Genomic DNA, 26,591 nt, shown 5'->3' with positions numbered 1-26,591 from the left:
GCCGACGGTATGAGATTGGCTCCGCTGATGAAATAGTAGCGAGATCAGTTTTTAATTCGGCATACTTATCTATAGAGATACGCGATGTCGGCGAATTGGTTGAGTCGGCAGATTGCGGTGATGGGCCGTCTCGTCGTTGCCGTACCCATCGCCGCGTGTATGTCATGTTGTCAGCGGTCCCGCCGGGTTCGCACTGCGACGTACAGGTGGCTGCGGCTGCTGAGGTCTGGGCGGCAACGTCGTATAGACCGGTGTCATTCCCGGCGGATAGACCAGTTCCTGCTCGCCGGTATGAATGTTCTTCGCGAAAGTCGCTTCAGTGATCGGTACCTCGGTCAGACGTATGCCGATACGGGAAGCGTGCGTCCCGTCTGGAGACTTTGCTGTGGCGACTTCGTCGACTCTGAATACAGTGTTGGGCTGGAATATCCATTCGGTCTCGTGGGGGGCCAATGTGGTAACGCGATTAATAAAGGGCGTTGCCGACTTCGACTGGATGTCGTAAAGCGCTAACGCACCCCCGTACCTGCCTACATAATCGTTGTCCGCCACGGCTGCCTTTGCGTATTCATTCTCGCTGGCGGCGGACATGAAAGCCGGCGAATTGGTCACGTAGTCGCCCACTTTGAGCGTACCCTCGTAGTTGGCAGGGACCTTCGCAAAACGAATCAGGTGAGTGTCGCCGGGCGGTTTCGGCAGACTGCTCAGCGCGGTCTGCAACGCCTGGGCGCGCGTGGCGGTGTCGCTTTCATGGGAGCGATCGCGCAGTTGCTGATTGAGTTGGAAATTGATATCGTCGTAGGTCGAGTCGGTCGAGTAGGTGTCGCTGACATCATCCAGATAAGTCCAGTCTCTGAGGGCGTGTTGCTGGTCGGATGGAAGATGATCGAATGCGCCTCGGTAGAGTGTGGTGAAGTTCAGATTCTTGAGCCAGTCGTTTGCCGCGGAGTGCCATGTCGCCGGATCGAGCGTTTGCAGCATGTTGGCGGAGGGCGGGGCGCCGGTCTCGGTCGTGACGTGATAGGCCTGCTCGAACGGGGGCATTTCCGCAGCTTCCGAAGACCCAGACGATTCAGAGGACGCGGGAGATCCCGGAGATTCTGACGATCCCGAAGATGACGGACTGTCCGGGTACATCCCGCCTTTGAGCCCGACATTGTTGTGAACCTCCCAGTCACCCTGGGCATTGAGCCTGACCGGATATTGAGGCCGGTACGCGTTATCGGGCTGATACACGCGCCAGGTGTTGTTGTCCATATCGAAGCGCGCGGGATAGGTCTTCCCGCCGCTGTTGATGTAGTGCTGCCCGTTGTTGTCGATGAGTACGTTTTTCCAGCCCATGGCGGCTTTCAGTGAATCGGCCTCGGGCTGTACGGCGTAGCTGTCAGGCAAGCTTGCCTTCGTCCCGCTGATGCGCTGCGACGCGTCAGCGGCGGCCGCGTCAATACTCATGCCCTGCGCGGCGGCATGGACCGCCGGCCGTGTGCTTTGCACGCCTGCCTGGCCTCCCTGACCGGCTGGCGCGGCCGGGAGAGGAGCCCCTTTGTCGCCGGTCGTGATCGGGTGTTCGGGCAGGTGTCCCTCGGAACCTGCCCTGACGACGGCTCCAGCTTCCTTCGCGGCGAGGCGCTCGGCGAAGGCCGCCTCGCCTCCGCCCGCGACGAGCCCAAGCAGGCCGGACGCGAGGTCGATGCCTAGCCGCGTATTTGGCGACAGCGACGAATGCGGGTCGAGCGCCGCCGTGACCGGAGCGAACGGTGTCAGGCCGAGCAGAAAACGCGTGGCGCCCTCGAAAACCTGCTCAGCCAGCTTTTCTCCACGGGCGCGTGGCGTGATCGAATAGTCCTTGTACGACGAGTCGTGCAGCACGGCGTTGTACTGGTCGGCCAGATCGCGGACATAGTCGGGGCCAGCCGGCGGCAGGTTATTCAGGATGTCGAGATAGCTTTTCTGGGCATCGACGCCATAGGCGTTGAGTTTTCGCCCCGCCTCGACTGACCAGTTGACGAGCTTGTCGTGCAGCGAGGGATCGTCCCGCATCCGTTGCGTGAACGCCAGCAGTCGACGGTCTGCCAGCTCGTCGCGGCCAGAGCCTGGATTGGTGCTGTACAACTGACGGCCGATCAGTTCAAACCGCTTGCCGGGATCATCTTTGATCGCTTCGGCTTCATGGATGATCCGGTTGACTTCCCCGTTCGCCGCTGCCCATTTGCCGGTTTCCTGGGTCGTGTGCCGATCGATCGCCGTGGCGATCTTGTGCTGGATCTCGCTCTTCAGTTCCGCGGCCTCTGAGAAAAGCAACTGACGTGCAACAGGCGTTGAGGCGGTGACGAACCAGTCACGTAACTGCGTCAGTGCACCGAGTTTCTGCTGGTCGACCGGTTGGATCAGGTAGCCCGCGCCGACCGGGCGGTTGAACACGTTCAGCGCCTCCTGGACCGGATCGTTGATTGCGGTGGTGGAGCGTACGATCAGCGCGCTGCCCAGCAACGACAGTTGCCGATCGACACGTTGCAGTTCCGCGGCGTCGGTGCTGTAGCGGACCGCGGCGTCCAGCGTCGCGAGGGCGCCCGCGTAGGCCTCGTGCTCACTGGGTGGCAGTGTGCTGAGTTGAGCCTGCATGTCGTTGATCGTCTGCTCGAATTGCTGAACTGCGGGCGGGTAGCCTGTGAGGCTGCGCTCCAGGTCCGCACCTAGCCGCACCATGTTCTGCCGGTCCTGATCGCTGCTCCGCGACAGACGCGTGCCGTTATCCAGCGTCCGCGTGTCATGCGCATCAAGCAAGTGTTTCAGTTCGTCGCGCGTGACGCCGGGTAGCAGCGGTGGAGTCGCAGGAGCGTTCGAGGTCGAACTTGATGACGGAGCACCTTCGGGCATCGTGGACAGGGTTGCGGAAAGCGTTGCCACGGCAGGTCTTGTCCATGTCCGCGCTGATGGAGGCGAGACTGTCGCCGCGGCAGTGCTGTTGCCAGCGCGGTCCTTCCGGGGTGAGGCGGCGGCTTCGTCGCGCGTGAATCGTTGCGGCGAAGCAAGCGGTCTCTGGTCGAGGTCGCCCACGCTATATCGTTCGCGCGTGGATGCCTCATCGCGGTCCGTCGGCGCGGATGACATGTCGCGGATCGCCGGCCGCGGCGCGGACGGCGGCGTGTTGGGCGGCAGAACGGTGTCGCTGGCCGCATCGAGATGTTGCTCGGTCAAAGCGGAGCTAGTGGAACTGCCAGTGGACGTCGTCATATGAATGCTCCTGTTCCATGCAGGGTGAAGAGCCTGCGCGATCCGGGCTCACGGATGGGCATCGATTGCGATGCATGCTCAGGAGACCACCCCAGGACCAACCCTGGGTGTCATTCCTGTATGACGGCGCTTTGCATGCCGTGCGAAGGCGAAGTTCATGACAGGGCCCGAGCGCTTCAGTTAACATGGGAAACCTGCGCAAGCGAGCCGATGCAGGGCGCAGGGCAGGCGGCGTAAGTGACGGGTAAGTTGCTGCAGTTATTTTGATTGCAATCCGACAAGGGGGTTGCTGACGCAGTGCCGCATGCTCGCCCCGTTGTCAGTGGATCAGGAGACACGTGCCGCGTCATTTGCGCGCGGCACGAAGGCCCGCCACAGGCAAGCCGGCACAGGATTTAAGTTTCATCTTCACCAAGGGGTTGTCGATGTCTGCGATTGAATCTGTTCTTCAGGAACGCCGTGTTTTCCCACCCTCCGCTGAAGCAGCAGCGGGTGCGACGATCTCCGGCATGGATGCGTACCGGGCGCTGGCCGCCGAAGCGGAACGCGATTACGAAGGCTTCTGGGGGCGCCTCGCTCGCGAGACGCTAAGCTGGGAGACGCCCTTCACCAAGGTGCTCGACGAATCGAAGGCGCCTTTCTACACGTGGTTCGAAGACGGCCAGATCAACGCGTCGTATAACAGCATCGACCGTCACGTTGAGGCCGGCAATGGCGAGCGCGTCGCGATCATCTTCGAAGCCGACGACGGCACCGTCACCAACGTCACCTATAACGATCTGCTGCAACGCGTGTCGCGCTTTGCGAATGCGCTGAAAAAACGCGGCGTGAAGAAAGGCGATCGCGTCGTGATCTATATGCCGATGTCGATCGAGGGCATCGTCGCCATGCAGGCGTGCGCGCGCATCGGCGCCACGCATTCGGTGGTGTTCGGCGGCTTCTCGTCGAAGTCGCTCAATGAGCGCCTGGTGGATGTGGGCGCCGTTGCGCTCATCACTTCCGACGAACAGATGCGTGGCGGTAAAGCATTGCCGCTGAAGAACATCGCCGACGAAGCCATTGCCATGGGCGGCTGCGATGCGGTGAAGAGCGTGATCGTCTACAAGCGCACCGGCGGCAAGATCGCGTGGAACGATAGCCGCGATCTGTGGATGCACGAACTCACGCAGGCCGAATCGGATCAATGCGCGCCCGAGTGGGTTGGCGCCGAGCATCCGCTTTTCATCCTCTATACGTCGGGTTCGACCGGCAAGCCGAAGGGCGTGCAGCACAGCACCGGCGGCTATCTGCTGTGGGCTGCGCAGACCATGAAGTGGACTTTCGACTGGAAGCCCACGGACGTGTTCTGGTGCACCGCCGACATCGGCTGGATCACCGGCCATAGCTACATCACGTACGGTCCGCTGACCCTCGGCGGCACGCAGGTCGTGTTCGAAGGCGTGCCGACCTATCCGAACGCCGGCCGCTTCTGGGCCATGATCGCGAGGCACAAAGTCTCGCTGTTCTATACGGCGCCCACCGCGATCCGTTCGCTGATCAAGGCGGCTGAAGCGGACGAGAAGGTGCATCCGAAGAGCTACGATCTGTCGACGCTGCGCATCATCGGCACGGTCGGCGAACCGATCAATCCGGAAGCGTGGGTCTGGTATCACGAGAACGTCGGCGGTGGCCGTTGTCCGATCGTCGATACCTGGTGGCAAACCGAAACCGGCGGCCACATGATCACACCGCTGCCTGGCGCCACGCCGCTGGTGCCGGGTTCATGCACACTGCCGTTGCCAGGCATCATGGCGGCCGTGGTCGATGAAACCGGGCAAGACGTGCCGAATGGGCAGGGCGGTATTCTGGTGGTGAAGCGTCCGTGGCCGTCGATGCTGCGCAACGTGTGGGGCGATCCGGACCGTTACAAGAAGAGCTATTTCCCCGAGGAACTCGGCGGCAAGCTGTATCTCGCCGGCGACGGTGCGGTGCGCGACAAGGAAACCGGCTACTTCACGATCATGGGCCGCATCGACGACGTGCTCAATGTGTCCGGCCACCGCCTCGGCACGATGGAGATCGAGTCGGCGCTGGTGTCGAACCCGATCGTGGCGGAAGCGGCCGTGGTGGGCCGTCCTGATGCGACCACCGGCGAAGCCGTGTGCGCATTCGTGGTGCTCAAGCGCGCGCGTCCTGAAGGCGAGGAAGCGGTGAAGCTTGCCAACGAACTGCGCAACTGGGTCGCCAAGGAGATCGGTCCGATCGCCAAGCCGAAGGACATCCGCTTCGGCGAGAACCTGCCGAAGACGCGTTCGGGCAAGATCATGCGCCGCCTGTTGCGTTCGCTCGCGAAGGGCGAGGAAATCACCCAGGACGTATCCACGCTGGAGAACCCGGCGATTCTCGACCAACTCGGCGAGTCGCTCTGAGCTTGGGTTTGCGTGGGTTTGCCCACGTATGCGGCAGGGGTGCACAGGACGATGCGCCCTTGACCGGACCCAAATATCGGCCACTTAGGTCGGGCAGTTAAAGCCACCGGGCAGACAATCCCAATTGTCTGCCCGGTGGCTTTTTGTCAATTGGCTCCGCCGCAATGGCCCGCGGCGCGGCATCAAGGAGCGCAAACGCGCTGGAACAATTTCCACGCGAGGCAGTCGCCGTGCAGATTGTCTGAACCTCAACGCCGCGACAGGACGCGTTGTGTGCCGACCCATGTCCAAGAGAGCGAAATGCCCGATCGCCCGTGCATTGTGAGCGTCTGAATGTGGGCGTAAATCATTTGCGGGAAGCGACATGGGCGTCGCGACATGAAGAAGACTGAAAACCGGTGTTGCCAGTCTTTGCGCCGGGTCATCATTTGCGATTCCTGAATACCACGCAACCATTACGGAGCGCTATAAGCCTTGAAATGCCTGGACATTTCAAGTGTGGAAAAGGGTTCTTCGACATCTGGTGCGCCAGTTGGCGCTCGCTTTTGGAGGCTTGGTCATGCGCGTGAGTACCCAGAATGGATCGGCCTACGGTCAGGTCGGTTCGGAGTATGCGAGTAATGGTTCAGATCGTACGCACACTGGTGCGGCTGCGGATCAAACACAGGGCACATCGCTCCGAACAGAGTCACTGCGGAACGGATTGTCGTGGCCGATGGTCCCTTCGGACGCCGTCTGGATGCGTCTCCAGGACTTCGGGCAACATGTCCACAAGATCAAGCAGAGGCAACGCGACGGTCGCGCGGCTTCTGACACTGACCTATCGACACTCGCGGCATACGAAAAACTGAGCCGAGATCCCTTGTTTGATCCGTTGTTTCAGATGAAGCATGTCGCTCGGGAGCCGACCTTTATGCGGCGTGTTTCGGACGATCAGCGTAGTGTGAAAACGACTGCACCGGTTCCCACTACAAGGAAAGAAGACGGCCCTGGTCGGCAGTACGTTGGAGGCGTCCAGATCAAGAGCGACTATTCGCTAGAGGAAGGCTCCGGCATCTTCGTGGACGCGCTACGGGATCCATTCGCCTCGTTTGCGAGAAGTGCAACGGATTCCTATCTGAAGTTGAAACAGGGACGTCCCATATCAGAAGAGGAAAAGCGGAATATTGAGCGATACACTCAATTTATCGATGCCGCCTTTTCGGTAACCCCTCAGGGCCGAGGGATGACCGCGACGGCCGACCTGGTGGAAGCAGCAAATCGTGCAGCATCTGGCAAATTGCCATCGTCAGATGCGATGGGGGCGGCAATCCAGTCGGGTACCAATGTGGGTCCCCGTAAACGTCCCCGAAAGCCGCCTCAAACCAAACCATCGGGCACGAATTTCAAGCCGCCTACCCGGCTCCCCGACGGTCGGGTCGGTTATCCGTTGAGCCCGCCGCAGCCTCCCCGTTTGCCAAAGGAGCCGCCGGCCAGTGGGGCGTCTGGTACGCGAAGCCCGCAGACGATGCAACGCCCTGAGGGTGGAAATCCGGACACGCCACCGAGAGCGCCAAACACGCCAAACACGCCAGGCGCGACAGGCGCGACAGGCGCGACAGGCGCGATACCGCGCCGACCGTCGGCGCGTCCAACCGGTACGCAGGCGCCGAAACGGCCTGGCATCGTGAGCAAGATGCTCTCCAGATTGAGAAAGTCGTCAGTAAGAAATGGTCACGTAGATAAATTAATCGGAAAAGGACCGTTCAACGTCGAGCCTCCCGCAAATTCAGCGGAAGAGAGGCGGAGAATTCATGAGTTCCCAGTCGATTTTGCTTATTATCGAAGGGACGGGGAGGGAGGGATGAGCTACGGAATTAACACGGAGCACACCGTGTCGGCGAAGGACGCTATCCCCGAAGTATTAAAGGACGTCTTGACGGTAGGGAACGGCTCGCAAGTTACCTCGGAGTCAAGCCACAGCAAGGTCCGTCTGGGAGATCAGTGGGGACCGTCAGGAAAGCGACTCTCCGATAAGGTGCATGTCATCGAACTGGCTAACGGCCGAAATGGCGTCGGTGCGATCAGAGTTCCGTATGAAAATCTGAAACCGGGGCAGACCGTTGTCGTGACTGGAGGCGCCATGAGTGGCTGCACCATGATGTACGCTTCGGATACCGACCATTTCTATGCTTATCATGCGGGAACCTACGGCGAGGGAAAGGATGGCTGGATTACGTCTCATGACGGCGCAAACGCCATTCGATACGCAAGCAGTAAAATGAAGAATGAGACGTCCACGGATCCTCATAATTATGCTGGCAATAACAATGACCTCGTCCATGTCGGCAATAAGTATCCGTTTTCCGTCATCGTTTACAACGGAAAATATGAGGCGCCGTCAGCGCGTGGAAAATTTTTGAAGCCATCGGATCCTCAGCCTTTGGACGCACGCATTACCGATTACCAAGGTGCGAGAAATCATGGCACATATGTTTTCGACTACCATGTTTCAAACCAGGAAGTAGGGCAGCTGGGTACGGCGGAAGCAGTGATAAGCAAAGATAAACAAGGCGTGGTTACCGTACGTGTGCTGGCGGAAAAGGGTGAAGTCGAGTTACCGGGACCGAGTTCCCGGCGAGGGGGAAAATATACGCCCATGGCATCAAAGACGTACGAATACAAGCCAAAGGGTTGAGATGCCTGTCGATGAGGCGTGCGGTGCCCAAGGTGTGTCCCGCGCGGACACATATGGGTGATTCGCCGGCGCTGCTGTCGACAAACTGACTTGCCGTGAACGGCGGCCGGACATAGTCGCGGCCGCTCACCCCACCTGATGCCCCAATGCCTGAATGAAGAGCGAAAACAACTCCGCTTGCGTGGACATGCCGAGTCCAGTGCATTGCCTTGCAGTTAAAGCCACCGCGCGGACAATCCCGATTGCCTGTCCGGTGGCTTTTTGATACATAGGCGCATGGCCACGCCGCACCACTCCTCTCACGCTACGCTCAACCCCACGCCCGAACCCCCTGCGGTCTCGGCAGCGATGGCGCGCGCGCATCAAAAGTATTGGCGCTTCAATCTCGCGTTGATCGCGACGTTGATGACGGTGGGCTTCATGGTGTCGTTCGTTTTGCCGCTGGTGGCGCCGGCGTTGGAGCAAGTGCGCTTTGGCGGCTTCAGCTTGCCGTTCTACTTTGGTGCGCAAGGGGCGATTCTGATTTATGTCGCGTTGATCCTCGTTTATATCGTGCTGATGCAGCGCGCCGACCGCCGTCTGCAACGTGCTTTTGAGGCGGATGCTGGTGCTAGCCGCGCCAGCGCCGGTACTAGTGCCTGTGCCGGTCCCAGTGCCAGTGCCGATTCCACCGCACCCACCGCGCGTGGAAACTGAGCCGATGACGCTCACGAACCGGCTGATCCGCTCATACGCGCTTTATACGCTCGGCTTCCTGCTATTCATCTATGTGATGTGGCGCATCGAGCGGAACACCGGCCCCGGCGTGTGGATCGGCTATGTGTTCCTGTTCGTGCCGATTGCGGTGTATGCGGTGATTGGCTTGCTGTCGCGCACCTCCGACCTCGTCGAGTATTACGTAGCCGGGCGGCGCGTACCGTCCGCCTTCAACGGCATGGCGACCGCGGCCGACTGGTTGTCCGCGGCATCGTTCATCGGTCTTGCCGGGTCGATCTATGCGACCGGATATGACGGTCTCGCTTACCTGATGGGGTGGACCGGCGGCTACTGCCTCGTCGCGTTTCTGCTGGCGCCGTACGTGCGCAAGCTCGCGCGCTACACGATTCCCGACTTTCTCGGCACGCGCTTTTCGAGCAACGCCGTGCGTGGGCTCGCCGCGTTAGCCGCGATCCTTTGCTCGTTCGTCTATCTGGTCGCGCAGATCCAGGGCGTCGGCTTGATTGCGACGCGTTTTATCGGCGTGGATTTCGCCGTCGGCATTTTCTGCGGACTGGCGGGCATTCTCGTGTGCTCGTTTCTGGGCGGCATGCGTGCTGTGACGTGGACCCAGGTCGCGCAATACATCATCCTGATCGCGGCGATTCTGATTCCCGTGTCGATGATCGCGCATAAGGATGGCCTCGGCTGGGTGCCGCAGTTCAACTACGGCCGTTTGATGGAACGCGTGGAGGTGCTCGAAAAGCAGGTGCGCGACGCGCCACTCGAGCAGACCGTACGTGATGATTACCGCCGGCGCGCCGCGCTGATGCAGACGCGGCTCGATACGTTGCCGCAATCGTTCGTCGACGAGAAGCTGCGCCTCACCCAGGAAGTGGCGGACTTGCGGCGTCATAACGGTCCGCTGCGCGAGATCAAGGAGCGGGAGAGGGCGCTGGAGCAGTTTCCACGCGACGCCGCCGCCGCCCAGATCGTCTGGACCCAACGCCGCGACGAGATGCTGATGCGCGCGGCGGCACCGGTGCCGATGCACGAGCCGTTTCCCGCCACGAGTGATGAGGACCGGCGCACGCATGAGCGCAATTTCCTGTCGCTGCTGCTGTGCCTTTCGCTTGGCACCGCGAGCCTGCCGCACATCCTGACGCGTTACAACACGACGACCTCGGTGGCGTCCGCGCGACGCTCGGTCGGCTGGACGTTGTTCTTCGTCGCGCTGTTCTATCTGACGGTGCCGGTGCTGGCCGTGCTGATCAAGTATGAGATGTTGACGAATCTCGTCGGTCATCACTTCGCTGATTTGCCGCAATGGCTCACACAGTGGCGCAAGGTCGAACCGAGTCTGATCAGCCTCGCCGATACGAACGGCGACGGAATCGTGCGCTGGAGCGAGATTCAGATGCAGCCGGATATGGTCGTGCTCGCCGCGCCCGAGATCGCGGGGCTGCCGTATGTGATGTCCGGGCTGATTGCGGCGGGCGCGCTGGCCGCCGCGCTTTCGACTGCGGATGGCTTGCTGTTGACCATCGCCAATGCCTTGTCCCACGACGTCTACTATCACATGGTCGATCCGACGGCCTCGAGCCAGCGGCGCGTGACGATCTCGAAGATTCTGTTGCTGGGGGTCGCGTTGTTCGCCTCGTATGTGGCGTCGCTGAACACCGGGAATATTCTGTTTCTGGTGGGGGCGGCGTTTTCGCTGGCGGCTTCGAGCCTGTTTCCGGTGTTGGTGCTGGGGGTCTTCTGGAAGCGCACGACGCGGCTTGGCGCGGTGGCGGGCATGATGGCGGGACTGGTGGTGTGCATTTACTACATCGTGTCGACGTATCCGTTCTTCACGCAGATGACGGGCTTCGCGGGCGCACGGTGGTTCGGGATCGAGCCGATCAGCTCCGGCGTGTTCGGCGTGCCGGCGGGGTTTCTGGTGGCGATCGGGGTGAGTCTGGTGGACCGGAAACCGGACGCTTATACAAGGGCGCTGGTGGACTACATCCGGCATCCTTGAGTGAGCATGTTTTGCGGGTTTGGAGAGGGGTGTGGCGCAGGGCGTGAAGTTTGCTATAATTCGGCTCCCCGCCGGAGAGATGGATGAGCGGTTTAAGTCGCACGCCTGGAAAGCGTGTATAGGTTAATAACCTATCCGGGGTTCGAATCCCCGTCTCTCCGCCAGAATTCGTCGCAAAGCCTTGTCAGACGGTCCTCGTCTCGAATCTTCCCACAAAGATTCCCACAAGTTTGCATCGGCGCACTTAGTTGCGCCCGCAACTAATCCCACGGCGTCCTCTGGACTCGTAAAAGCAAACGGCCCATCAAAGGGCCGCTTGTGCGTTCCGACAACGCGCGGCGTGCGTTCGCATTCAAGAATCGCTATCGTCCTCCTCCTCGGTCATCGCGCGAGCCACCCTGGTGTCAGCCTCCCGGCCACGTTGAACGCCATCCATGAGCATCCGGCCTTCGTCGTGCATGTTGAACTTGAATCCGCCTTTCCCACCCATGTTCAGAATCCCGACAAGCTCCCAGCAAAGCCCGCAGAGAATCCCACGGCGCGCCTGCTGTTCGGGCGTTTCGTCCGGGACAGAGGCGTCCGTCAATTGGTCAATCACTTGAATGAGCGACAGCGGATGGCCATCACGCACGGCGCGGTGCGTAAAGATGTCAGCGAGCGCCGATCCGATTGGAAAGGAGCGGTGATAGATGACGGTTGAATCATTGGGCAGCTCTGCGGGTTGATCTCGCAGTGCCTGGCGGATTGCCTCATCAACGTAGGCGGAAAAATGCGCCTCCCGCTTTTCGGTTTCGAGTTGCGGGGTATTTTCGGAGAAGTGGCGGGCGTCGTTATGCACAACTCGCCTCCAGACAATCGGTGCGCGTAAAGAGCTCAACAAGGCCCGAAACCTCGCGAGCGAGATCCTCGGCCAAGCCGTGGACTATGACCATATCCATATCGTCCTCGTTCAATTTGGACCGGTGGATCAACGATAGAAGAGCAGTTAGTTGGCCGGAGCGGATCTCCGCATAGTCGCGAATGGCGTAGTTATGGTGAGTCACCGTCACCGTTCCTTCTGGCGGGTTATGGTCGAACGTTGGGAGCTTAGCCACGGTTCGCCTCCTCAAAGGCTTCGGCTTCTTGCCCGAGAAGTTCACCCTGCATATGCGTAAGATCGATGCCGATTTGAATAAGTGAGACGACACGTTTTTGATCGATGGTTTTGCAGCCGTCGATATCTCCTCTGAGGATGAGAAGCAACTGCTCGATGTTGAAGAACGCATTGCTTGCCAGACACATGGCTTCTTCAAAGCGTGCAAACTTGCGGGGTTGATCGATGGCATCAGCGGAGCCCTGCACCCCGATATCATCAGTAATGCTTACAAATTGATTCATGGTCGGTCCTTACTTAATTGTTGTTCCGCCGACCAAGGGAATGGTGGGCGGGCACTGGACGGGGTTGGCGAACCGGCTCGATAGGAAACCGGCAGACCCGAAGGTCTCCCCGCCCAGGCCCACCCATTGTGAAGGGCGCGCAAAGGCGTGCGGACGTAAAAAAACCGCGGTACCGCGGTTGTCCGCCTATCGATAGTCAGGTCGCCAAACCCGGTCACGTTTGTTTGCGTGACGGATCGAAGCATAGAACTGTTCGTTACCGCACACAAGAACTTTTTGCGAACTTGAGGCTTGAGCGTAAGCGCCTCGCTTGGACCGTTCGGGTTTTTCTGGACGACGCGATGTGAAGCGGGACATGCTATCTCCTTTGGGTATTTTGCGTTACCCGGTAACGAATTCAGACATATCGTTACCGGGTAACAACGACGAGGAGAAACCGATGGCGCAAACAACAGCGGAGCGGCAGGCCGCCTTCCGGGCAAGGCGGGCGACAGCTGGAAACGATGGCAACGGGGAGCGGCGGCTTGATATGTGGGTGACCACTGAAGCCGATCTCGCGCTCGCACGGCTGGCACGCCGTTACTCGGTAACGAAGCGTGAGATGCTGGAGCGGCTGGTAGTGCGGGCGGACGCGGCTATCGTGCGCAGGCTCGATCCGGACTCCGCAGAATGGGATACCTACTTCCAGGTTCGACGGTAGCCCTTCAGCGTTACCGGGTAACGGACCGCTGTCCCAGGTGCAGTCGGCTACTGGCTCAGCGCGTGTGAGCCGTTCCGGGCGATCGGGGCGTGCTGTCCACCGCTGTTGTTCAACCGGTCGGAACCGCAGGTTGGGGCGGATTTTGCAGGTGTGCGGCAACGCGCCAGGGCAGCAATTCGTCGACGCGGTTGATCGGGTGATCGGCGATGCAGGTCAGCACATGGCACAGGTAAGCACGCGGATCGACGCCATTGAGTTTGCACGTGGCGATCAGCGAGTACATCGCCGCTGCCCGCTCACCGCCGCTGTCAGAGCCGGCGAACATGAAGTTTTTTCGTCCCAGTGAGACACAGCGCAGCGCGTTCTCCGCGATGTTGTTGTCTATCTCCACCGTGCCATCGTCGCAGTACAGCGTCAGCGCGAGCCATTGATTGAGCGAGTAGTTGATGGCCTTGGCCGTATCCGACTTCGTTGACAGCATCTGGAGCTTTGCCCTGAGCCATGCACCGTAGGTTTCAAGCAGCGGTTTGGCCTTCTCCTGCCGCACACGCAGCCGCTCGGCAGGCGGCTTGCCGCGGATACTGGCTTCGATGCCGTAGAGCTCGCCAATATAGTCGAGCGCCTTTTGCGTGGTTTCAGACGGCGTGCGCACGTGAATGTCGTACAGCTTTCTCCTCGCGTGCGCCCAGCATGCTGCCTCGCGCATCGAGCCGTCCCGGAACAGCTCGTTGAAGCCCGAATACGCGTCTGCCTGCAGGATCCCGCTGAAGCCGGTCAGATGGCGCTGGGGATGGACGCCTTGCCGGTTGGGCGAGTACGCAAACCAGACGGCGGCTGGTTCCTTCGAACCGGACCGACGGTCATCACGCACATAGACCCACAGCCGGCCTGTCTTTGTCTTCTTGTTGCCCGGCGCGAGCACAGGGATCGGCGTGTCGTCCGCATGGATCTTGAGGCCGCCCATCGCGTAGCGGCGCAGCGCTTTCACCAGCGGATCGACGAGCGCCTCGCACTGACCAACCCAGCGGCCCATGCTCGCCGGGTCCAGTTTGACGTTTTCGCGTGCAGCGATCTCCGACTGCCGGTAAAGCGGCTGGTGATCGGCATACTTGGCCACAAAGATCTCGGCAAGCAGGCTTGGGTGCGCGATGCCGCGCTGAATCGGCAGGCTCGGTGCCGGCGGCTGAACGATGCGACCGCAGCAGGCGCAGATCTTCTTGCGCCGGATGGTGCGGATGACCTTGAACGCTGCCGCGATGCGGCCGAGCTGCTCGGAGACGTCCTCGCCCAGCGCTTGCATCTGGCCGCCGCATTCGGCGCAGGTTGGCTCCGGCTCGAGCACGTGCTCCTCACGCGGCAGGTGGTCCGGGAGCGCCTCGCGCGAAGCACGTTCGGGCGCGTCGGACCTGCTCCTGCCGCCGGCCTGTGCTTCGCGCGTTTCGGCTGCGCCACGGCTGCCGGTCAGATCATCCAGTCGGGTCTCAAGTTCCGCAATTTGCCGGTCCAGTTTCTCGGACTTGCGGCCGAACTGCATGCGCTTGAGCTTGTCGATCTGTGCCTTGAGCCGTTCGATTTCCAGATCGCGCTCGGCCAGGGACGCCCGCGCCTCGAGCAACAAGGCCTTGAGTGCATCGATGTCATCAGGAAGGTCGCTGGCATCAGACATGCCACGCAGTTTACGCAGGTGTTGCGCGGTTTACAACATCGACAGTGGCTCGGCGGTACGGCGTGGCTGCCGCCAGTCGATGCCCTCAAGCAGCATCGACAGCTGGGCCTGGGTCAGATGGATCTTGCCGCTATCGGCCTGCGGCCAGACAAAGCGGCCACGCTCGAGCCGCTTTGCAAGCAGCCATAGCCCGTCGCTGGTAGCCCAAAGAATTTTTATCAGATCACCTCGACGGCCGCGGAAGATGAACACGTGACCGCCCAGCGGATTCTCCTGAAGCGCCGTCTGTACCTTGGCGGCCAGGCCCTGGAACCCGGAACGCATGTCGGTCACCCCCGCGGCAATCCAGATGCGTGTGCCCGCCGGCAGACCGATCATCGCGACAGCTCGCGAATCAGCAGCCGCAGTGTCTCCGGCGAGACCTCGCCGCGAATGCGCAGGCGTGCACGCTCGAACTCCACCTCGCAGACACTCTCCAGCGGCTCAGTTGTAGTGACCGTTGGCGGCGGCGCCTGTACAGACGTACCGTCGATGATGTTCACCGGCAATAACGGCGGAATCTCGCACTCCGCCTGCTCGGACAGCGTCGGCAGACCGTACGCTCCCTCGAGATACGCTCGCCGCCACTTGAAGAGCAGGTTCGCGTTGACATCATTGCCGCGCGCGATCAGGGCAACCGATGCACCCGGCTCAAAGGATTGCTCGACCAGGTGCCTCTTGAACTCGAGCGAGAAATTCGGCCGCTTGGTGCGTGCGCTTGATGTTTTGTCCACGTTGGTGCCCACAATAATTTGGTGGACACCAAATTACCCAAAGCATCGACCAGTCGTCCAGAATGGCCCTCGCGAGTTGCTTACGCTTGAGCGAACGGCGTACTCCCTGCGGCCACACTCGGGCCGCAGGGGCCGCTCTTCTCCTCTAACCCCGTCGCCTTGTTCTCGACGGAGTAAAGGATAGGCCTAAGACACGACTCGTCGTTACGCAAACAGACGTGCAAATGGAGCATTGTTCGCGCCATCGTTGGCGCTACTCCCAGGTGTAGTAGTTGGTTGCGACCGCACCTATCTGCGAACCGTTCGCAGGTGTGTCACGTGACAGTAACGCTGCGGTACCCCTCACTCCAGATCGAACAGCGCCCGGTCAGCAGGACGGGATAACGCCTCGTCCATCATTTGCTTGAATTCCTCTTCGTCCATCTCGCCGCGATCTACGCGACGCAGCACCGCTTCACCGACGAGCATCACCTTGCGGTCGTGATCGGCTTTGCTCTGCTTGTACTGCTGGCGTCGTGCCTTGTCGGATGCCTTGCGGGCCTCCTTAATCTCGTTGATCTTTTTGTCTGTCGCAGCCACTCGGCTTTTTAGCGTCGTCATCGTTCAATCTCCGGTTAGGCCGCGCCATTCTATGCGCGCTGCCGACAATCCAGAACGGCCATTTCCGTGGAAACCTCACGCTTGGAAACTAGCCAGTCGAGCCTGTCGCCATCAACAAAAGCACCGGGAACAGAGGGAACACCGGGAACAGCCAACGCTGGCGCGGGTTTGTCGTGTTCCCACTGCGTCACACAGACCGGGAACAGAGGGAACAGGAATACCGTGGGCGAGGGACTGGCTAACGAAAAAGTGAACCACCCGGGTTAGCCTGTGCGGCGCCTACAATGTAAGCATGGTCGCAACGGGGCAAGGAGGCTGCCATGACTGATTCAATGATTAGCTTTTTAGTGGGCCTAGCGGTCGTGTTGGTCGTTGCGGCGGTCATGCTGGCGCGACGTTACATGCGCGACCACAAGGGTGAGGGGATGTCTCAGTGGCTCGATGCGCATCACATGGGCTGGATGCACCATAGGCATTGATGATGCCGCCAGAAATCGAAAACCCCGATCGGCGACGGCATAGCAGTTTGGTCTTCCAGAACACTTGTTAATTTGTATGGACTGTATAGGATTCGCCGGGCGTCGGAGCGATGCCCGAGCGCGTGTGATTCCGAGCCGCGGCTATGTCTGCGGCTTCTTTTTTGGGCGGGAAAAAGCCCTCCGGCGGGGAGGTCTGGAAGTTTTCGGGATCGCCCAAGTGCTCAGAAGCCGACGCCGACACCCGCGCCCACACCACCGCCAAAACTGCCGCCACCGACGCCGACGCCAACACTCGTGCGTGGCGCGTAATAGCCGGGACCATACCCATACGCGGGATCACCGTAGCCATAGCCGTACGGCGGAGCGGCCACGCAGCCCGTGACACCGGCAATTAAAGACAATATGCCGAATAGTCTCATCATGATCTTTCCCCCTCGCGACTCGATCGCATCTCCTTTACCGCAAAATCGATGCCCGCGTTTCGACTGCTTGCGACACGTCAATGGAAAACGGCCGCCACGATCTCAATCTGTCGCTATCGGCTATATCCCGGCGGTGAGGATGTGAATTATCCAGTCGACCTTCAGGGCGCCCTGGCGCGCATTACGGTACGACACGCTGCGGCGCAACCCGAGCTATTTCGGCTATTTCTGGCCTGACACTGAACGCCGGCAGATCGATCCATGCGGAAAATTGGTCATGCCAGTGCTCCCATTCATACTCGCCGAGGTCAAATCGGTCTTCGATCTGGAGCCGGCCGTTGTGGTTTATGAAAGCGTAGGCCACCTGCTGCCCGTGCCAATACGCAACCGCGAATGCCGTGAGGTCAGCAGTTGTACCGAACGGGATATCACGCAGCAGTTTCGAGAGTTGCGACTGGAATTGATCGAGCGTCAGGGTTGTCATGGCGGTTTCCAATGTGGCGGTCTATGCCGCACAGGCGAAAAATAGCCCGCACGACCACATGGGCCAGAGCGGGCCTAAAGACACGGCTTGCTTCTGCCTCAGGACCGGTGAGGCAAAGTCACTCTACCGGCAATGCTCCTCAATGGCACGTGATTGCGCCCCATAAATGCGCGCCTGCCAACACTCGGCAAGATTTGGCCTCGTGCCGGCTCTGGGCCAGCAGCGGGGTCAACCTCAAATTTTCGTTACGTAACGAAAAATCTGGCAACGATTCAGATTGGTTTCGAGTGCCGACGACCGTCTCGGATATTTTCGTGAAACGGAAAAAACCCCGCACATGGCGGGGCCGTCCATTCGGATTTCAAATCTGTTTTTAGCCCTGACTCTCAGTTTGAGGGTGCCGCTCCCCGCCGCCGTCCGCACCCGGAGTTTCCGGGAAGGATGCGAAGCGGCTTCCATGAGCATGAGCGGCTGCCGGCTGAGGCAGCAAACAAAAAGCCCGCGACAGCCGAAGCTGGGCGGGCCGAAACTCGCGACGGGGAATCGCGAGTGGGACGTATGGTTGCAGGGCTCCGGGGCGAGCCGCGTACTTCCACGTAATCAAGATAGCGGGACGACCGAAAGAAAACCATTCTACGAACGGTTGCGGCAACCCTCCGCAGGTATCGTGCGCCTATACGTTTGGATAACGGCGCGCCGTAGGTCATTGGGTGTCGGCGCCTGCCGTCGTCCACGCCCGGATTTCCCAGGAAGGAAGCGGAAGACCGTACTCCATTAGCGGTCGTCGATAGTCTGGCTGTCTTCTTGTCCCTTGATGCGTAGTGCCTTGTCAGCTTCGACCAACTCGTCTTTGAGCATTCCATGCCAGCGCCATAAAACACTTTCCATGATGGCTTGCTCGTCGTGGGGTGCCGTGTCAATCAATTCGCTGGTAGCGACGATCAGCGAATAGCTTGTGCATTGAATAGGCTCGATCAGGCCTACGTTAGACGGACCGTAAAGCAGCGCCTCTTGGTTCGACATCGACAACCCGAGCTTGTAACCGATGCTATCGACGCCGGAATGGATGTTTTTACTGGCAAAACCATATTGCGGCCTAAGGTAACTCAGGTCGACGAAGTCTTCGATATCCCTGAACGTCACTCGCTTCTGCTTAAGGACCTCGGAAGCCCATCCGTTCCCAGTATCGCTTTTGAAAGAGTCGCCATACTTCGCTACCACTGAATCGCGCTTACGTTCGTAGCGGTCTATGTCATCGGACGGGATTGGATCGAATCCTAGTGCAGCGTGATGTTCGTTATATTCGCAGACGGCCTTCCAGCGAAGGATCGCCTGAAAATCAACAAATCGGCTTGCAAGCTCGTCGTCGTGTCTGCCGAGGAACGTGAGGATCACCGTTGTTTCATGCAGCGATCGCCAGCGCGCCATTGCCCCATCCGCATAACCACCTTTTGCTAGGCAAGCCACCTCGTTAGCGATCTGCACGGCGCGAGCATGAAGGCGAGTAGTCATGCTTCGTCGCGGCGAAGGAGTGCACTTCCCTGCGGATCTGTATTCGGAACTAATCTCGCTGCCGATCTCCTGACACATCCCGATGAGAGAGTCCAGACGCACCAAAGGAGCGCTCCACGTATCCAATAAGCGACTCTGAAAGCCGGACATGTCCGAGCGAAGCAAATCCACATGCTTCCGCTGGTTAGCATCGAGGTCTCGCGCGAGCGAGGCTGAGAACATTTGGACCAGCTCGTCAGTATTGTCCGCCAACCATTGATCAATCGCCTCGTCCGGCCCCGGCTTATGATCTTCGGGATGCTCGCGAAAGTATTCGTCTAGCAGTTCTCGGAAGCTTTTCATGACTAGCGGAGCGCAGTGGAGAATTGACGTTGGATGATAGTCTGAAAACAAAAAAAGGCGCCGAGGCGTCCTTTCGTCGTGCCACCCCCTGCCGCCGCTGACGCCCGAGACCGGGAAGAAAAGCAAAAAGCCCGTGAGGCGTTTGCCTGACGGGCTTCATATGTTGGTTGCGGGGATAGGATTTGAACCTATGACCTTCGGGTTATGAGCCCGACGAGCTGCCAGACTGCTCCACCCCGCGGCGCGGAGTGTACTGGGGTTGTCGGTTCCGGTCAACAGAACGTTGCCAGCGCCGCAGGTCATTGGGTTGCCGCTCCCCGCCGCCTTCCGCACCCGGAGTTTCCGGGAAGGATGCGAAGCGGCGTCCATGAGCGTGAGCGGCTGCCTGGGTTTCTCTGAGCGCGCCACTCACAGGCTTGGCGCGCCGTCTATTCGACGGCTCAATCAATTGCGGACATTCTGCGGACACTGTGCGGACACATTTGAAATGTCCGCACCGATTTGCAGGGCCGTCCCATCAAGGTTTGCGGGTCCAGACTGCGGACAGTGCGGACACTTTTTTCGTCCTGTGGCTGGGCGAATATCGCGAGTTAGCGTGCCCGCAGGGGCAACTCGTCGGCGGAGGACCCAAGCTATATGTAAGCTCCACGTCGACGGTCCCGAAAGTAAAAGGTGCGTACCGCCGCCGTGCGAGAATCGAAGCGCTTCACTTCCTCAACCACAACAAAGCGGGGGGGCACGCATGGACATCAGCATCAACTTCCAGTTCACTGAACAAGCGATCACGTTACGCACTGGGATTCCGAACGATCACTTTTCATACGTCGCCGGGGCACCATTCCCGGATGTCGGGGATCACATTGAGTTGCCCGGCGATTCAGGCATCCAAGTCTTTCAGGTAGTAGAACGCGTGTTTACCTACCGGTCGGATTCGATCGATATCCGGGTACTGCTGGACCTTCCTGCCGCACACTAATCTTCACGTTCGGCCGGCTAAGTTCGAGCGCCGGCCGGATCATCCACAGCACGAATCGTGCATACAATCGTTTCATATCAAATCTCTGTGATATGCACTTGGCGCCACCGAAGCGGCACCAGTGCTTGGTCATTACGCAATGGTCACGGCAGAACTAGGAAGCGTCGTTGATGCGCCAGCAATCACGCTCTTGCAGCCATAAACGAAATCGCGCACCGCGGCGGCGAAGTTCGTAAAGTCGGCCTCCGTGAAGGAGTGCATCACGCCGGTGACGTCCGGATAGTTGAATGTCGTCGCGCCACCCGGGAAGCCCTTGCCTGCGTTCAGGCTCGTCTCGATGGCGATGATGTCCATCTGACTCAACTGATCGCACGCATAGGTGCCGTTGAGTGCCGGTGTCCCGGTGCTGACAATCGAGATACCGGCGGCCATTGCAGTTTGAGCCGACTGGATAAGCGCCTGTGCCGCGATCTGTGCGGCGGTCGGCGGAGCCGGTGGCGTCGGCGCGACGAGTGCGCCATTCACCACCGTGTAACCGGACGTCGCGATGCAGGTTTGCCACTGCGCATCCGTGATTTCAATGGCGGTTACACCCTCCGGCACGGGGCTGTCGACGCTGTCGTAGAAAGCCATGATCGCACCTTGCGCGTTATATGCTGCGAATTTTTGTCCCATGATTTTCCTTTAGTACCCAATCGCGATGAATATGCCAGCTTGCGTCGCAACGCTCGCGCTGCTGTTATATACATAGAAATTGGCTTTCTGGTTTGGCGATCCCTGGATATTCGCTCCGTTGATTGACGACGAAGCCGTAGAGGTCGCGCCCGCGGTAGCGGAAAGTCCAAGCACTGCAGTAGGAAACGCAATAGGGTATGTAATGAGCAACGACCCGTTTGCCGCAATCGATCCTATTCCACCCCATTGAATAATCAGACCGCTAGCGAGCTTCTGATAGCCGTTGGCTGCGAGAGACGAGCCGAACTGCCCCAGATTAACTGCTTGATTACTCTGCGTAGCGGGGGCAACCTGCTGTGCACCGCCGGCGCATTCCATCAGCACGCAGATCGGATTGCCACTGTTCACGCCTGCGATGGTCGCGTGCATCAGAATGGCCGTGCCGTTCAGCGCCAACTCGCCGCCTTGAAGCGGTTGCAGGCCTAGACCATAGATCGGGATGGCAGTCAGGCCGTCCGGCGCATAGGTCGACGCACCAGTGTTGGCGTGCGCGATCTTCACCGCCTGCACTACGCCGTCGGCCCATGTTCCCACGACCAATGGAACCGGGTTCGCTGCTGCGTATGCGTTCGCGTTCCCAGTGTCGGTGAGCACAAGCGTGTTTTGCCCAATGCGCTTGATCGCTGACAGAACCTGGTTGTATGTCGTCTTGCTGGGTGTCAATCCACCCGCAGTCACGATGTTGAGCAGCTCCTGCTGAAGCATGTTCAGCCAGTCGGCGTCGACGAGTGTGGCCGGTTGGCCGCCGGCTGGGTTGCCTCCCGTGAAGAAACCAGGCGTGCCCGCTGACGCCGGCGTTGGCAGCGTCGATACTGCGGTTGGTTGATCTGTCGGAAACATCAATAATCCTTATCGGTATGGGTTCACAAAAGGGAGGACTCGCCAAGTACGAACGAGATATCCAGCTCCCCCGACTGTCCGTACGTGAAGTTAAGAATGGTGTGAGCGGGTTTGACACCGCTTAGCTCGCACTGAAGTACTTCATTTCCCCAGCTAGCGAGCGGCTCGCCAGCAGAGGACGAACCTGCACAGAAATAGGTGATGCTTTCGGCTGGCGCATTTATTTTCCAAGTGAACGCCCAGTCCGCGCTACAACAAGGGTCACCAGCACTCGATTGACCCGCACGGAATGGTGCAAACTCCGTTACGGTCACGTCATAGCCAAGCGCTTGCGCATAGGCCGTGAAGTACGGCACCGATTGGCCGCCGCTATTCGTGAGCCGCGCGACGACTTGTGCCTGGCGCCCCTGAAGGGTCGGCGATTCGCCGGCGCATGGATCAGGCAGCCCTAGCGTTTCTTCCCATTCCGTGAGCAATTGGACCGCTGTCGCCGGGAATGCATCGACGAGCAATTCATTGTTCGAAAGCGTGTGGCGCGCGAACGTAGGAGACAGACAACCGACTGTCTGTGCCATGACCGAGTCCGGGTCACGCGGCCAGGTTAGTCCCCGCGGCAGCAGCGCCAGAATGACGTCGGAGAAATCCTGGGCAGAATAGTTCGGTGCTGGCATCGGTTAGTCCGTGAGCGAATTAGACCCGTCGATCAGCGGCTCATCAACCCGACCGCCGACAGGGTCACCCATGCGAATGATCCCCTCCGTTCTCGCTTGCAGTTGATCTGCCACCTTGGTCGGACTGAAGGTCGCAAGCGGATCGCCCGCCCGCATCGAACCACACTGGGCGGGAGTGGCAACCGCGCTCGCCTCTGGGTCGCGACAAGGAAGTCGTTCGCCGGCCGGTGAAAGTGTGCTCGGATCGTTGTCTACGTTCATTCGATTTCTCCGTTGTGCGCGATAGCGCTTTTTGGTAAGTACGCCCACGTGTCAGATATCCAGGCCTGCCGTGCGCAGTTCGTTGGCCAGCGCTTGATACTTTTCGCTCGAGCCTTGAGCGATTGCGCCCATCCATGCCGGTCCCTGCAACCCGCGTTCCGTCCACACGCGCAGCCCGTCGCCTTTCAACGCGTCCAGCAACATCGCCGAACCGGTGAACCAACTGTAGTTACCCGTCAGCACCCGCGTGATGCCGTCGAACGCGCTCATTTCTTCGAGCGGCCCGCGAAGCGCATCAACAGCTTCATTGAATGCCGCTTGAGCCTTCGCCCGTTGCTGCGCAATGTCCGCTAGTGCTACAGCGGTCAGTTCCACACGTGCCGCTGCAATCTCGGCTTTCAGTTCCTCGCATCGCTTCTCGATGACAGCAAGTGCCCCACGTGCCGCATTACCGCTTGCGCGCAGCGACGCGGATTGCTGCTCGGCGCGGTCAAGCTCGGCGTTAAATGACGCGTCCGGGTCACGCTTGGCGAGAAAGGCTTCTGCGGCTTCGGCGTCGCGTCGCTGGCGTGCCGCAGTAACGTGTGACTCGGATTCGTCTACGGCAGCAATTGCAGACGTGCAGCGGTCGATATCAGCGGTCAGGCGGTCAAGCTCCGACTGGCGCGCGTTGATGGTCTTGGTCAATTGTTTGGCGCTCATGTTCGTTCCTTGGGTTGGGGTTGATTACTTGTTGCCGTTCAGTCGTTCGCCTGCCGCGACAATCTGGCGGCCCACTGCGGATGCGTCGAGCTTCGGCGCGGTCGTCTCGGTGCGTTGGACTTTGATAAATCGACCGGTCGCAACACCGCCGATCACTTCGGGCCAGAGCTCGGTAGTGCCGGCGTGTTGGTCGTGCGCTGCCGATTTAAAGCCGCCCATTGCCTCAGAGAACGGCATTGCGGTCGCTTGACGGCGTGCAGCCTTCGTAGCCTTAGCGGTTGCCTTGGTCGCTGCCGGTGCCGGCTTAGCGCTCCCTTGAGCGGGCGCATGCTTTGCGGCGGGCGTCAGACTCGCCGCGGGCTTGCGCAGTGCCTTCGCTGCCACTGCTTGGGCCTTTGCCGGTGCCGACTTTGCCGCTGCAGCGACCCGGCCAGGCAGACCCAGGTACTGTGCGAATGCCATCGCGTTACCAGTGCCAGCGGTCGGCTTTTTATCCGGTGAGGACTGCTTACCGGTGAGGTTGCCAATAAGATCAGTTTTCATGTGAATCCTGGTGTTTTGGGTTAGGTGCGCAGGGCGCGACGGATCGCGCCGACGCTGAAGGCGCGGGGATTCGGATGGATCGGCGCCGGGATTACTCCGGACTGAATCCTTCGGGCGAGTGTGCGATTGCTGATGGAGAACAGTGCCGTAACGACTTCCGCGGGCACGCGGGCATCGTCGGGAAGGGCGTCGAAAACCTTTACGGCTTCCGGGAGAGACTTGGCTTGTCGGGTCATCGTTTAATCCGTTGTGGCTTGCGATGACCTCACTATGCGCGACGCAGCGCGGATTATCACGCCGGTTTAATCACTGCATTTTTCCGGCCTAGAAGGCTACTTCCCAAAAGCACGCCTGCCGGCTTCTATAATCCGGCGCGCGATAGACGACGAATCGAGCTTCGGCGTTTCCGCGTCTGGCCGCTCGACTGCGACGTAGCGGTCGCTGTCGACCATCTCCGGCATGCGCAGGGTTTCGCCGAAGATATCGCGGAGAGTCGCGATTTCCTCAACGGTCCATAGGTCACTACCGGCCGATTCGTCCCGCTCGAGCAATTCCATCCGTTGGTCGCGAATCCGGATGCGGGCATTTTCTTTGCACTCGGACCACGCTCCAGCGATCACCGTCCGCTTTAGCCCGCACTCATCTTCCACGTGCTCGACGGCCACCTCGAGGGAGGAGCCCGTCCGGAGTCTGTGGCGCAGCACAGCGGTTGCCAACTCAACTTTCACGGCCCGATCGATCTTGGGGCGTCCGCGGCCTTTCTTGAAATGCAGTGCGGCATCCAGGGTTTTCCCGCCATAAAGGAAGTCGCTCAGAGCGTCGCGGAGATAGATGAGCAGTTCGGGCGACGGCCCGCTCGCGCAGTAGCAGCCGTGCACGAACTGTTCAAGCAGCAGCCGGGCGTCTGCGGGCGATCCGCGATCGTCCCGTAGAGTCCCAGCAATGCGATGGATCTCGGCATCGGTCAGGATGCGCTCGACTTTGGGCTTGTGATATTCGAGGGTGGGTTCTGGCTTTTTCTTCATGGATTGGCACACTGGTTAGGCGTTGGTGATGACTCTGACAGGCGCCGACGCAGCTCCGCCGCCTTCGTCTGGCTGCATCCTAAATGTCGGCGAATGTCCCGCACGGTGGCCCGCACCCGGCCGGCTGCAATCTCGCGGGCAAGGCTCGTCGCGTCGTCTTCGGGTTCGATAGCGGCGGTAACCGGATCCGGATCAGGGGCCGCTACTGCCGCGTGACGCACAACCGTAGCATCTGTAGCTGTAGCAAAGCTTGGATGAAACGCCAGGAGCCAGAACAGGCACGCAACGCCTTCGAGCACCGCCGCGAATGCCAGCCCTGCCAGCAGGTCTATCCGTCCCGGCGTCGCGCCAACGAATGCAGCCAGACGGCTCGTTACCGGATCGGCGCGGAGATCGTCACGTCGAGCTATCACACGATCCTGCTGCGCTGCCTGCCGGTCGTCGGATGCTTCCCGCCGTCTGGCTTCGTCGGCCTCGATGTTGAGCGCGTCGAGCCGGGCGGACATTGAGACGCTTTGTAGGCGCACCGCGGAACAGTCACGCGTGCACCGCCGTGCGTTCGCAGCAGCGAGCGCGGTCGTCACGTTGGCCCGGTCGATTGCGATGTCGGAGAGACTGCGCCCCGCCGTGGTCACGGGCGTGACGGTCGGCATCGCGACGGCTGCGGCCCGCACTTCCCCGGCGTGCTGCTGTGCCATCGTGAAAAACATCGCGTGCGAGTAACAGCTTGCGCCCATGCAGCCGACCCACAGCACAGCACCGACGCAACGAACAACGAGCGGGGCAGAGCGGCACAACGCCGGCAGCAGGTGTGCGGTTACGACCAGCACAGCCGCGATCGCGATCCACAGCAAGCGCTCCGACAACCAGCCGCCGCGTTGCCAGCCGGCAAGCACCGAAATACAAACCGCTGTGCCGGTCGACGCAAGGGCCAGACAGAGAACGGCCCTGCGTATCACCCTCGTGTCGGCCGTCATCGGTCAAACCTCCACGTCCGCCGGTCCATTGCATCTCGCGCTGCCGCCTCCGCGCGGGCCTCCGACAGCCGCTCGTTGAAGTGGTGCAGGTTCGGCATCAGGTCGGCCAGCGGACCGCGAATGGCCCGCGTTAGAACGTCATCACGGCGGCCTGAGTCCCATTGCTCCAGGTCGGCCAGTTCCTCGATCAGCGCCACAAGCTCGCCGCGCATCCGCTTCACGTCACCAGGACTAAGGCATGGTCCCCAGGGCAGATACAGCCCGCCGTCAGCAGATTGCAAGGCCCCGATGCAATCGACGGGAATCATCGCTGGGTCGTTGGCAGCCTCGGCACTTCTAGGTTTGCTACGGCTACAGTTGCTACTTTTGCTACGGTTCGCGGAATCAACAGGGGATGCCATAGGCGTTGCTACAGCTACAGTTGCTACTGTTGCTACAGATAGCTTGGTTCTTATTCCATCTGTAGCA

General features: G+C 60.2%; 28 protein-coding genes and 2 tRNA genes. 8 read left to right on the top strand and 22 right to left on the bottom strand.

The features are described from left to right. Window positions 1-162: 162 nt before the first annotated feature. Entirely contained in the window at window positions 163-3,234 is a 3,072-nt protein-coding gene (locus tag P0D84_RS13780) for a hypothetical protein (protein ID WP_408337175.1), read from the bottom strand. Window positions 3,235-3,659: 425 nt separating this feature from the next. Between P0D84_RS13780 and acs the strand changes: the two genes are divergently transcribed. The 5 genes from acs to P0D84_RS13755 all read left to right on the top strand — a co-directional run bounded on the left by acs (window position 3,660) and on the right by P0D84_RS13755 (window position 11,202). Then, on the top strand, window positions 3,660-5,642 hold the full coding sequence (gene acs / locus P0D84_RS13775) for an acetate--CoA ligase (RefSeq protein WP_408337173.1): 1,983 nt from the start codon (window positions 3,660-3,662) through the stop codon (window positions 5,640-5,642). Between the two features lie 862 nt (window positions 5,643-6,504). After that, window positions 6,505-8,319, top strand: a complete 1,815-nt coding sequence (locus P0D84_RS13770) for a cytotoxic necrotizing factor Rho-activating domain-containing protein (protein WP_408337171.1) — start codon at window positions 6,505-6,507, stop codon at window positions 8,317-8,319. Between the two features lie 276 nt (window positions 8,320-8,595). Further along, entirely contained in the window at window positions 8,596-9,015 is a 420-nt protein-coding gene (locus tag P0D84_RS13765; RefSeq protein ID WP_408337169.1) for a DUF4212 domain-containing protein, read from the top strand. A 4-nt stretch (window positions 9,016-9,019) separates the two neighbouring features. Continuing rightward, window positions 9,020-11,038 carry a sodium:solute symporter family protein gene (locus P0D84_RS13760; protein ID WP_408337167.1) on the top strand — a complete coding sequence of 673 codons (2,019 nt, stop codon included), beginning with the start codon at window positions 9,020-9,022 and terminating at the stop codon, window positions 11,036-11,038. A 73-nt stretch (window positions 11,039-11,111) separates the two neighbouring features. After that, window positions 11,112-11,202: transfer RNA gene (locus P0D84_RS13755), tRNA-Ser, on the top strand. Window positions 11,203-11,390: 188 nt separating this feature from the next. On the opposite strand, the gene P0D84_RS13750 is transcribed toward P0D84_RS13755, so the two are convergent. From P0D84_RS13750 to P0D84_RS13740, 3 genes are read right to left on the bottom strand one after another with little or no spacing between them, the layout of a single operon-like run. After that, window positions 11,391-11,876 carry a hypothetical protein gene (locus P0D84_RS13750; RefSeq protein WP_408337165.1) on the bottom strand — a complete coding sequence of 162 codons (486 nt, stop codon included), beginning with the start codon at window positions 11,874-11,876 and terminating at the stop codon, window positions 11,391-11,393. Next, window positions 11,869-12,132, bottom strand: coding sequence for a hypothetical protein (locus P0D84_RS13745; protein WP_408337163.1), 264 nt, complete (start codon window positions 12,130-12,132; stop codon window positions 11,869-11,871). Before P0D84_RS13745 ends, P0D84_RS13750 begins: the two co-directional genes overlap by 8 nt. Then, the gene (locus P0D84_RS13740) at window positions 12,125-12,415 is read right to left on the bottom strand and encodes a hypothetical protein (RefSeq protein WP_408337161.1); all 291 of its coding nucleotides are present in this window, start codon (window positions 12,413-12,415) and stop codon (window positions 12,125-12,127) included. The genes P0D84_RS13745 and P0D84_RS13740 overlap by 8 nt, the downstream gene beginning before the upstream one ends. Window positions 12,416-12,854: 439 nt before the next feature. On the opposite strand from P0D84_RS13740, the gene P0D84_RS13735 reads away from it, so the two are divergent. After that, window positions 12,855-13,115: a hypothetical protein gene (locus P0D84_RS13735; protein WP_408337159.1), complete on the top strand. Its 261-nt coding sequence runs from the start codon at window positions 12,855-12,857 to the stop codon at window positions 13,113-13,115. 109 nt (window positions 13,116-13,224) lie between these two features. On the opposite strand, the gene tnpC is transcribed toward P0D84_RS13735, so the two are convergent. The 4 genes from tnpC to P0D84_RS13715 form a co-directional block, all read right to left on the bottom strand. Beyond that, window positions 13,225-14,781, bottom strand: a complete 1,557-nt coding sequence (tnpC, locus tag P0D84_RS13730; RefSeq protein ID WP_408337157.1) for an IS66 family transposase — start codon at window positions 14,779-14,781, stop codon at window positions 13,225-13,227. A gap of 30 nt (window positions 14,782-14,811) precedes the next feature. Further along, a complete protein-coding gene (tnpB, locus tag P0D84_RS13725) occupies window positions 14,812-15,159 on the bottom strand; it encodes an IS66 family insertion sequence element accessory protein TnpB (RefSeq protein ID WP_408243351.1) in 348 nt (115 codons plus the stop codon). Continuing rightward, on the bottom strand, window positions 15,156-15,554 hold the full coding sequence (gene tnpA / locus P0D84_RS13720) for an IS66-like element accessory protein TnpA (protein ID WP_408337155.1): 399 nt from the start codon (window positions 15,552-15,554) through the stop codon (window positions 15,156-15,158). The genes tnpB and tnpA overlap by 4 nt, the downstream gene beginning before the upstream one ends. A gap of 342 nt (window positions 15,555-15,896) precedes the next feature. Further along, window positions 15,897-16,154: a DUF8583 domain-containing protein gene (locus P0D84_RS13715; RefSeq protein WP_408337153.1), complete on the bottom strand. Its 258-nt coding sequence runs from the start codon at window positions 16,152-16,154 to the stop codon at window positions 15,897-15,899. A 320-nt stretch (window positions 16,155-16,474) separates the two neighbouring features. Between P0D84_RS13715 and P0D84_RS13710 the strand changes: the two genes are divergently transcribed. After that, entirely contained in the window at window positions 16,475-16,633 is a 159-nt protein-coding gene (locus P0D84_RS13710) for a hypothetical protein (protein ID WP_408337151.1), read from the top strand. Between the two features lie 221 nt (window positions 16,634-16,854). Here the strand turns inward: P0D84_RS13710 and P0D84_RS13705 are convergent, their stop codons facing one another. From P0D84_RS13705 to P0D84_RS13690, 4 genes are all read right to left on the bottom strand, one after another. Further along, on the bottom strand, window positions 16,855-17,055 hold the full coding sequence (locus P0D84_RS13705; protein ID WP_408337149.1) for a hypothetical protein: 201 nt from the start codon (window positions 17,053-17,055) through the stop codon (window positions 16,855-16,857). 181 nt (window positions 17,056-17,236) lie between these two features. Beyond that, window positions 17,237-17,539 carry a hypothetical protein gene (locus P0D84_RS13700; protein WP_408337147.1) on the bottom strand — a complete coding sequence of 101 codons (303 nt, stop codon included), beginning with the start codon at window positions 17,537-17,539 and terminating at the stop codon, window positions 17,237-17,239. A gap of 774 nt (window positions 17,540-18,313) precedes the next feature. Beyond that, on the bottom strand, window positions 18,314-19,393 hold the full coding sequence (locus P0D84_RS13695; protein ID WP_408337145.1) for a DUF5677 domain-containing protein: 1,080 nt from the start codon (window positions 19,391-19,393) through the stop codon (window positions 18,314-18,316). 164 nt (window positions 19,394-19,557) lie between these two features. Beyond that, window positions 19,558-19,634: transfer RNA gene (locus P0D84_RS13690), tRNA-Met, on the bottom strand. Between the two features lie 501 nt (window positions 19,635-20,135). Here P0D84_RS13690 and P0D84_RS13685 point away from each other — a divergent pair. Continuing rightward, the gene (locus P0D84_RS13685) at window positions 20,136-20,369 is read left to right on the top strand and encodes a hypothetical protein (protein ID WP_408337143.1); all 234 of its coding nucleotides are present in this window, start codon (window positions 20,136-20,138) and stop codon (window positions 20,367-20,369) included. Between the two features lie 132 nt (window positions 20,370-20,501). On the opposite strand, the gene P0D84_RS13680 is transcribed toward P0D84_RS13685, so the two are convergent. The 10 genes from P0D84_RS13680 to P0D84_RS13635 all read right to left on the bottom strand — a co-directional run bounded on the left by P0D84_RS13680 (window position 20,502) and on the right by P0D84_RS13635 (window position 26,431). Further along, the gene (locus P0D84_RS13680; protein WP_408337141.1) at window positions 20,502-21,044 is read right to left on the bottom strand and encodes a hypothetical protein; all 543 of its coding nucleotides are present in this window, start codon (window positions 21,042-21,044) and stop codon (window positions 20,502-20,504) included. A 9-nt stretch (window positions 21,045-21,053) separates the two neighbouring features. Next, window positions 21,054-21,944: a gp53-like domain-containing protein gene (locus tag P0D84_RS13675; protein ID WP_408337139.1), complete on the bottom strand. Its 891-nt coding sequence runs from the start codon at window positions 21,942-21,944 to the stop codon at window positions 21,054-21,056. Window positions 21,945-21,967: 23 nt separating this feature from the next. Continuing rightward, the gene (locus P0D84_RS13670) at window positions 21,968-22,615 is read right to left on the bottom strand and encodes a YmfQ family protein (protein WP_408337137.1); all 648 of its coding nucleotides are present in this window, start codon (window positions 22,613-22,615) and stop codon (window positions 21,968-21,970) included. A gap of 3 nt (window positions 22,616-22,618) precedes the next feature. Further along, on the bottom strand, window positions 22,619-22,876 hold the full coding sequence (locus P0D84_RS13665; protein ID WP_408337135.1) for a hypothetical protein: 258 nt from the start codon (window positions 22,874-22,876) through the stop codon (window positions 22,619-22,621). Between the two features lie 51 nt (window positions 22,877-22,927). Continuing rightward, complete coding sequence (locus P0D84_RS13660; protein ID WP_408337133.1) at window positions 22,928-23,578, bottom strand: hypothetical protein; 651 nt, start codon at window positions 23,576-23,578, stop codon at window positions 22,928-22,930. A gap of 24 nt (window positions 23,579-23,602) precedes the next feature. Beyond that, on the bottom strand, window positions 23,603-24,121 hold the full coding sequence (locus tag P0D84_RS13655; RefSeq protein WP_408337131.1) for a hypothetical protein: 519 nt from the start codon (window positions 24,119-24,121) through the stop codon (window positions 23,603-23,605). Between the two features lie 20 nt (window positions 24,122-24,141). Beyond that, the gene (locus tag P0D84_RS13650) at window positions 24,142-24,357 is read right to left on the bottom strand and encodes a hypothetical protein (protein WP_408337129.1); all 216 of its coding nucleotides are present in this window, start codon (window positions 24,355-24,357) and stop codon (window positions 24,142-24,144) included. Window positions 24,358-24,453: 96 nt separating this feature from the next. After that, window positions 24,454-25,146 carry a hypothetical protein gene (locus P0D84_RS13645; protein ID WP_408337127.1) on the bottom strand — a complete coding sequence of 231 codons (693 nt, stop codon included), beginning with the start codon at window positions 25,144-25,146 and terminating at the stop codon, window positions 24,454-24,456. Continuing rightward, window positions 25,143-26,123 carry a hypothetical protein gene (locus tag P0D84_RS13640; RefSeq protein ID WP_408337125.1) on the bottom strand — a complete coding sequence of 327 codons (981 nt, stop codon included), beginning with the start codon at window positions 26,121-26,123 and terminating at the stop codon, window positions 25,143-25,145. The genes P0D84_RS13645 and P0D84_RS13640 overlap by 4 nt, the downstream gene beginning before the upstream one ends. Beyond that, on the bottom strand, window positions 26,120-26,431 hold the full coding sequence (locus P0D84_RS13635; protein WP_408337123.1) for a hypothetical protein: 312 nt from the start codon (window positions 26,429-26,431) through the stop codon (window positions 26,120-26,122). The genes P0D84_RS13640 and P0D84_RS13635 overlap by 4 nt, the downstream gene beginning before the upstream one ends. Window positions 26,432-26,591 lie beyond the last annotated feature (160 nt).

It is taken from the genome of Paraburkholderia sp. RL17-337-BIB-A (genome assembly GCF_046025895.1).
Lineage (GTDB): Bacteria > Pseudomonadota > Gammaproteobacteria > Burkholderiales > Burkholderiaceae > Paraburkholderia > Paraburkholderia fungorum_C.
The sequence above is the reverse complement of the archived record's forward strand: the minus strand, read 5'-3'. Positions and strand labels throughout refer to the sequence as shown.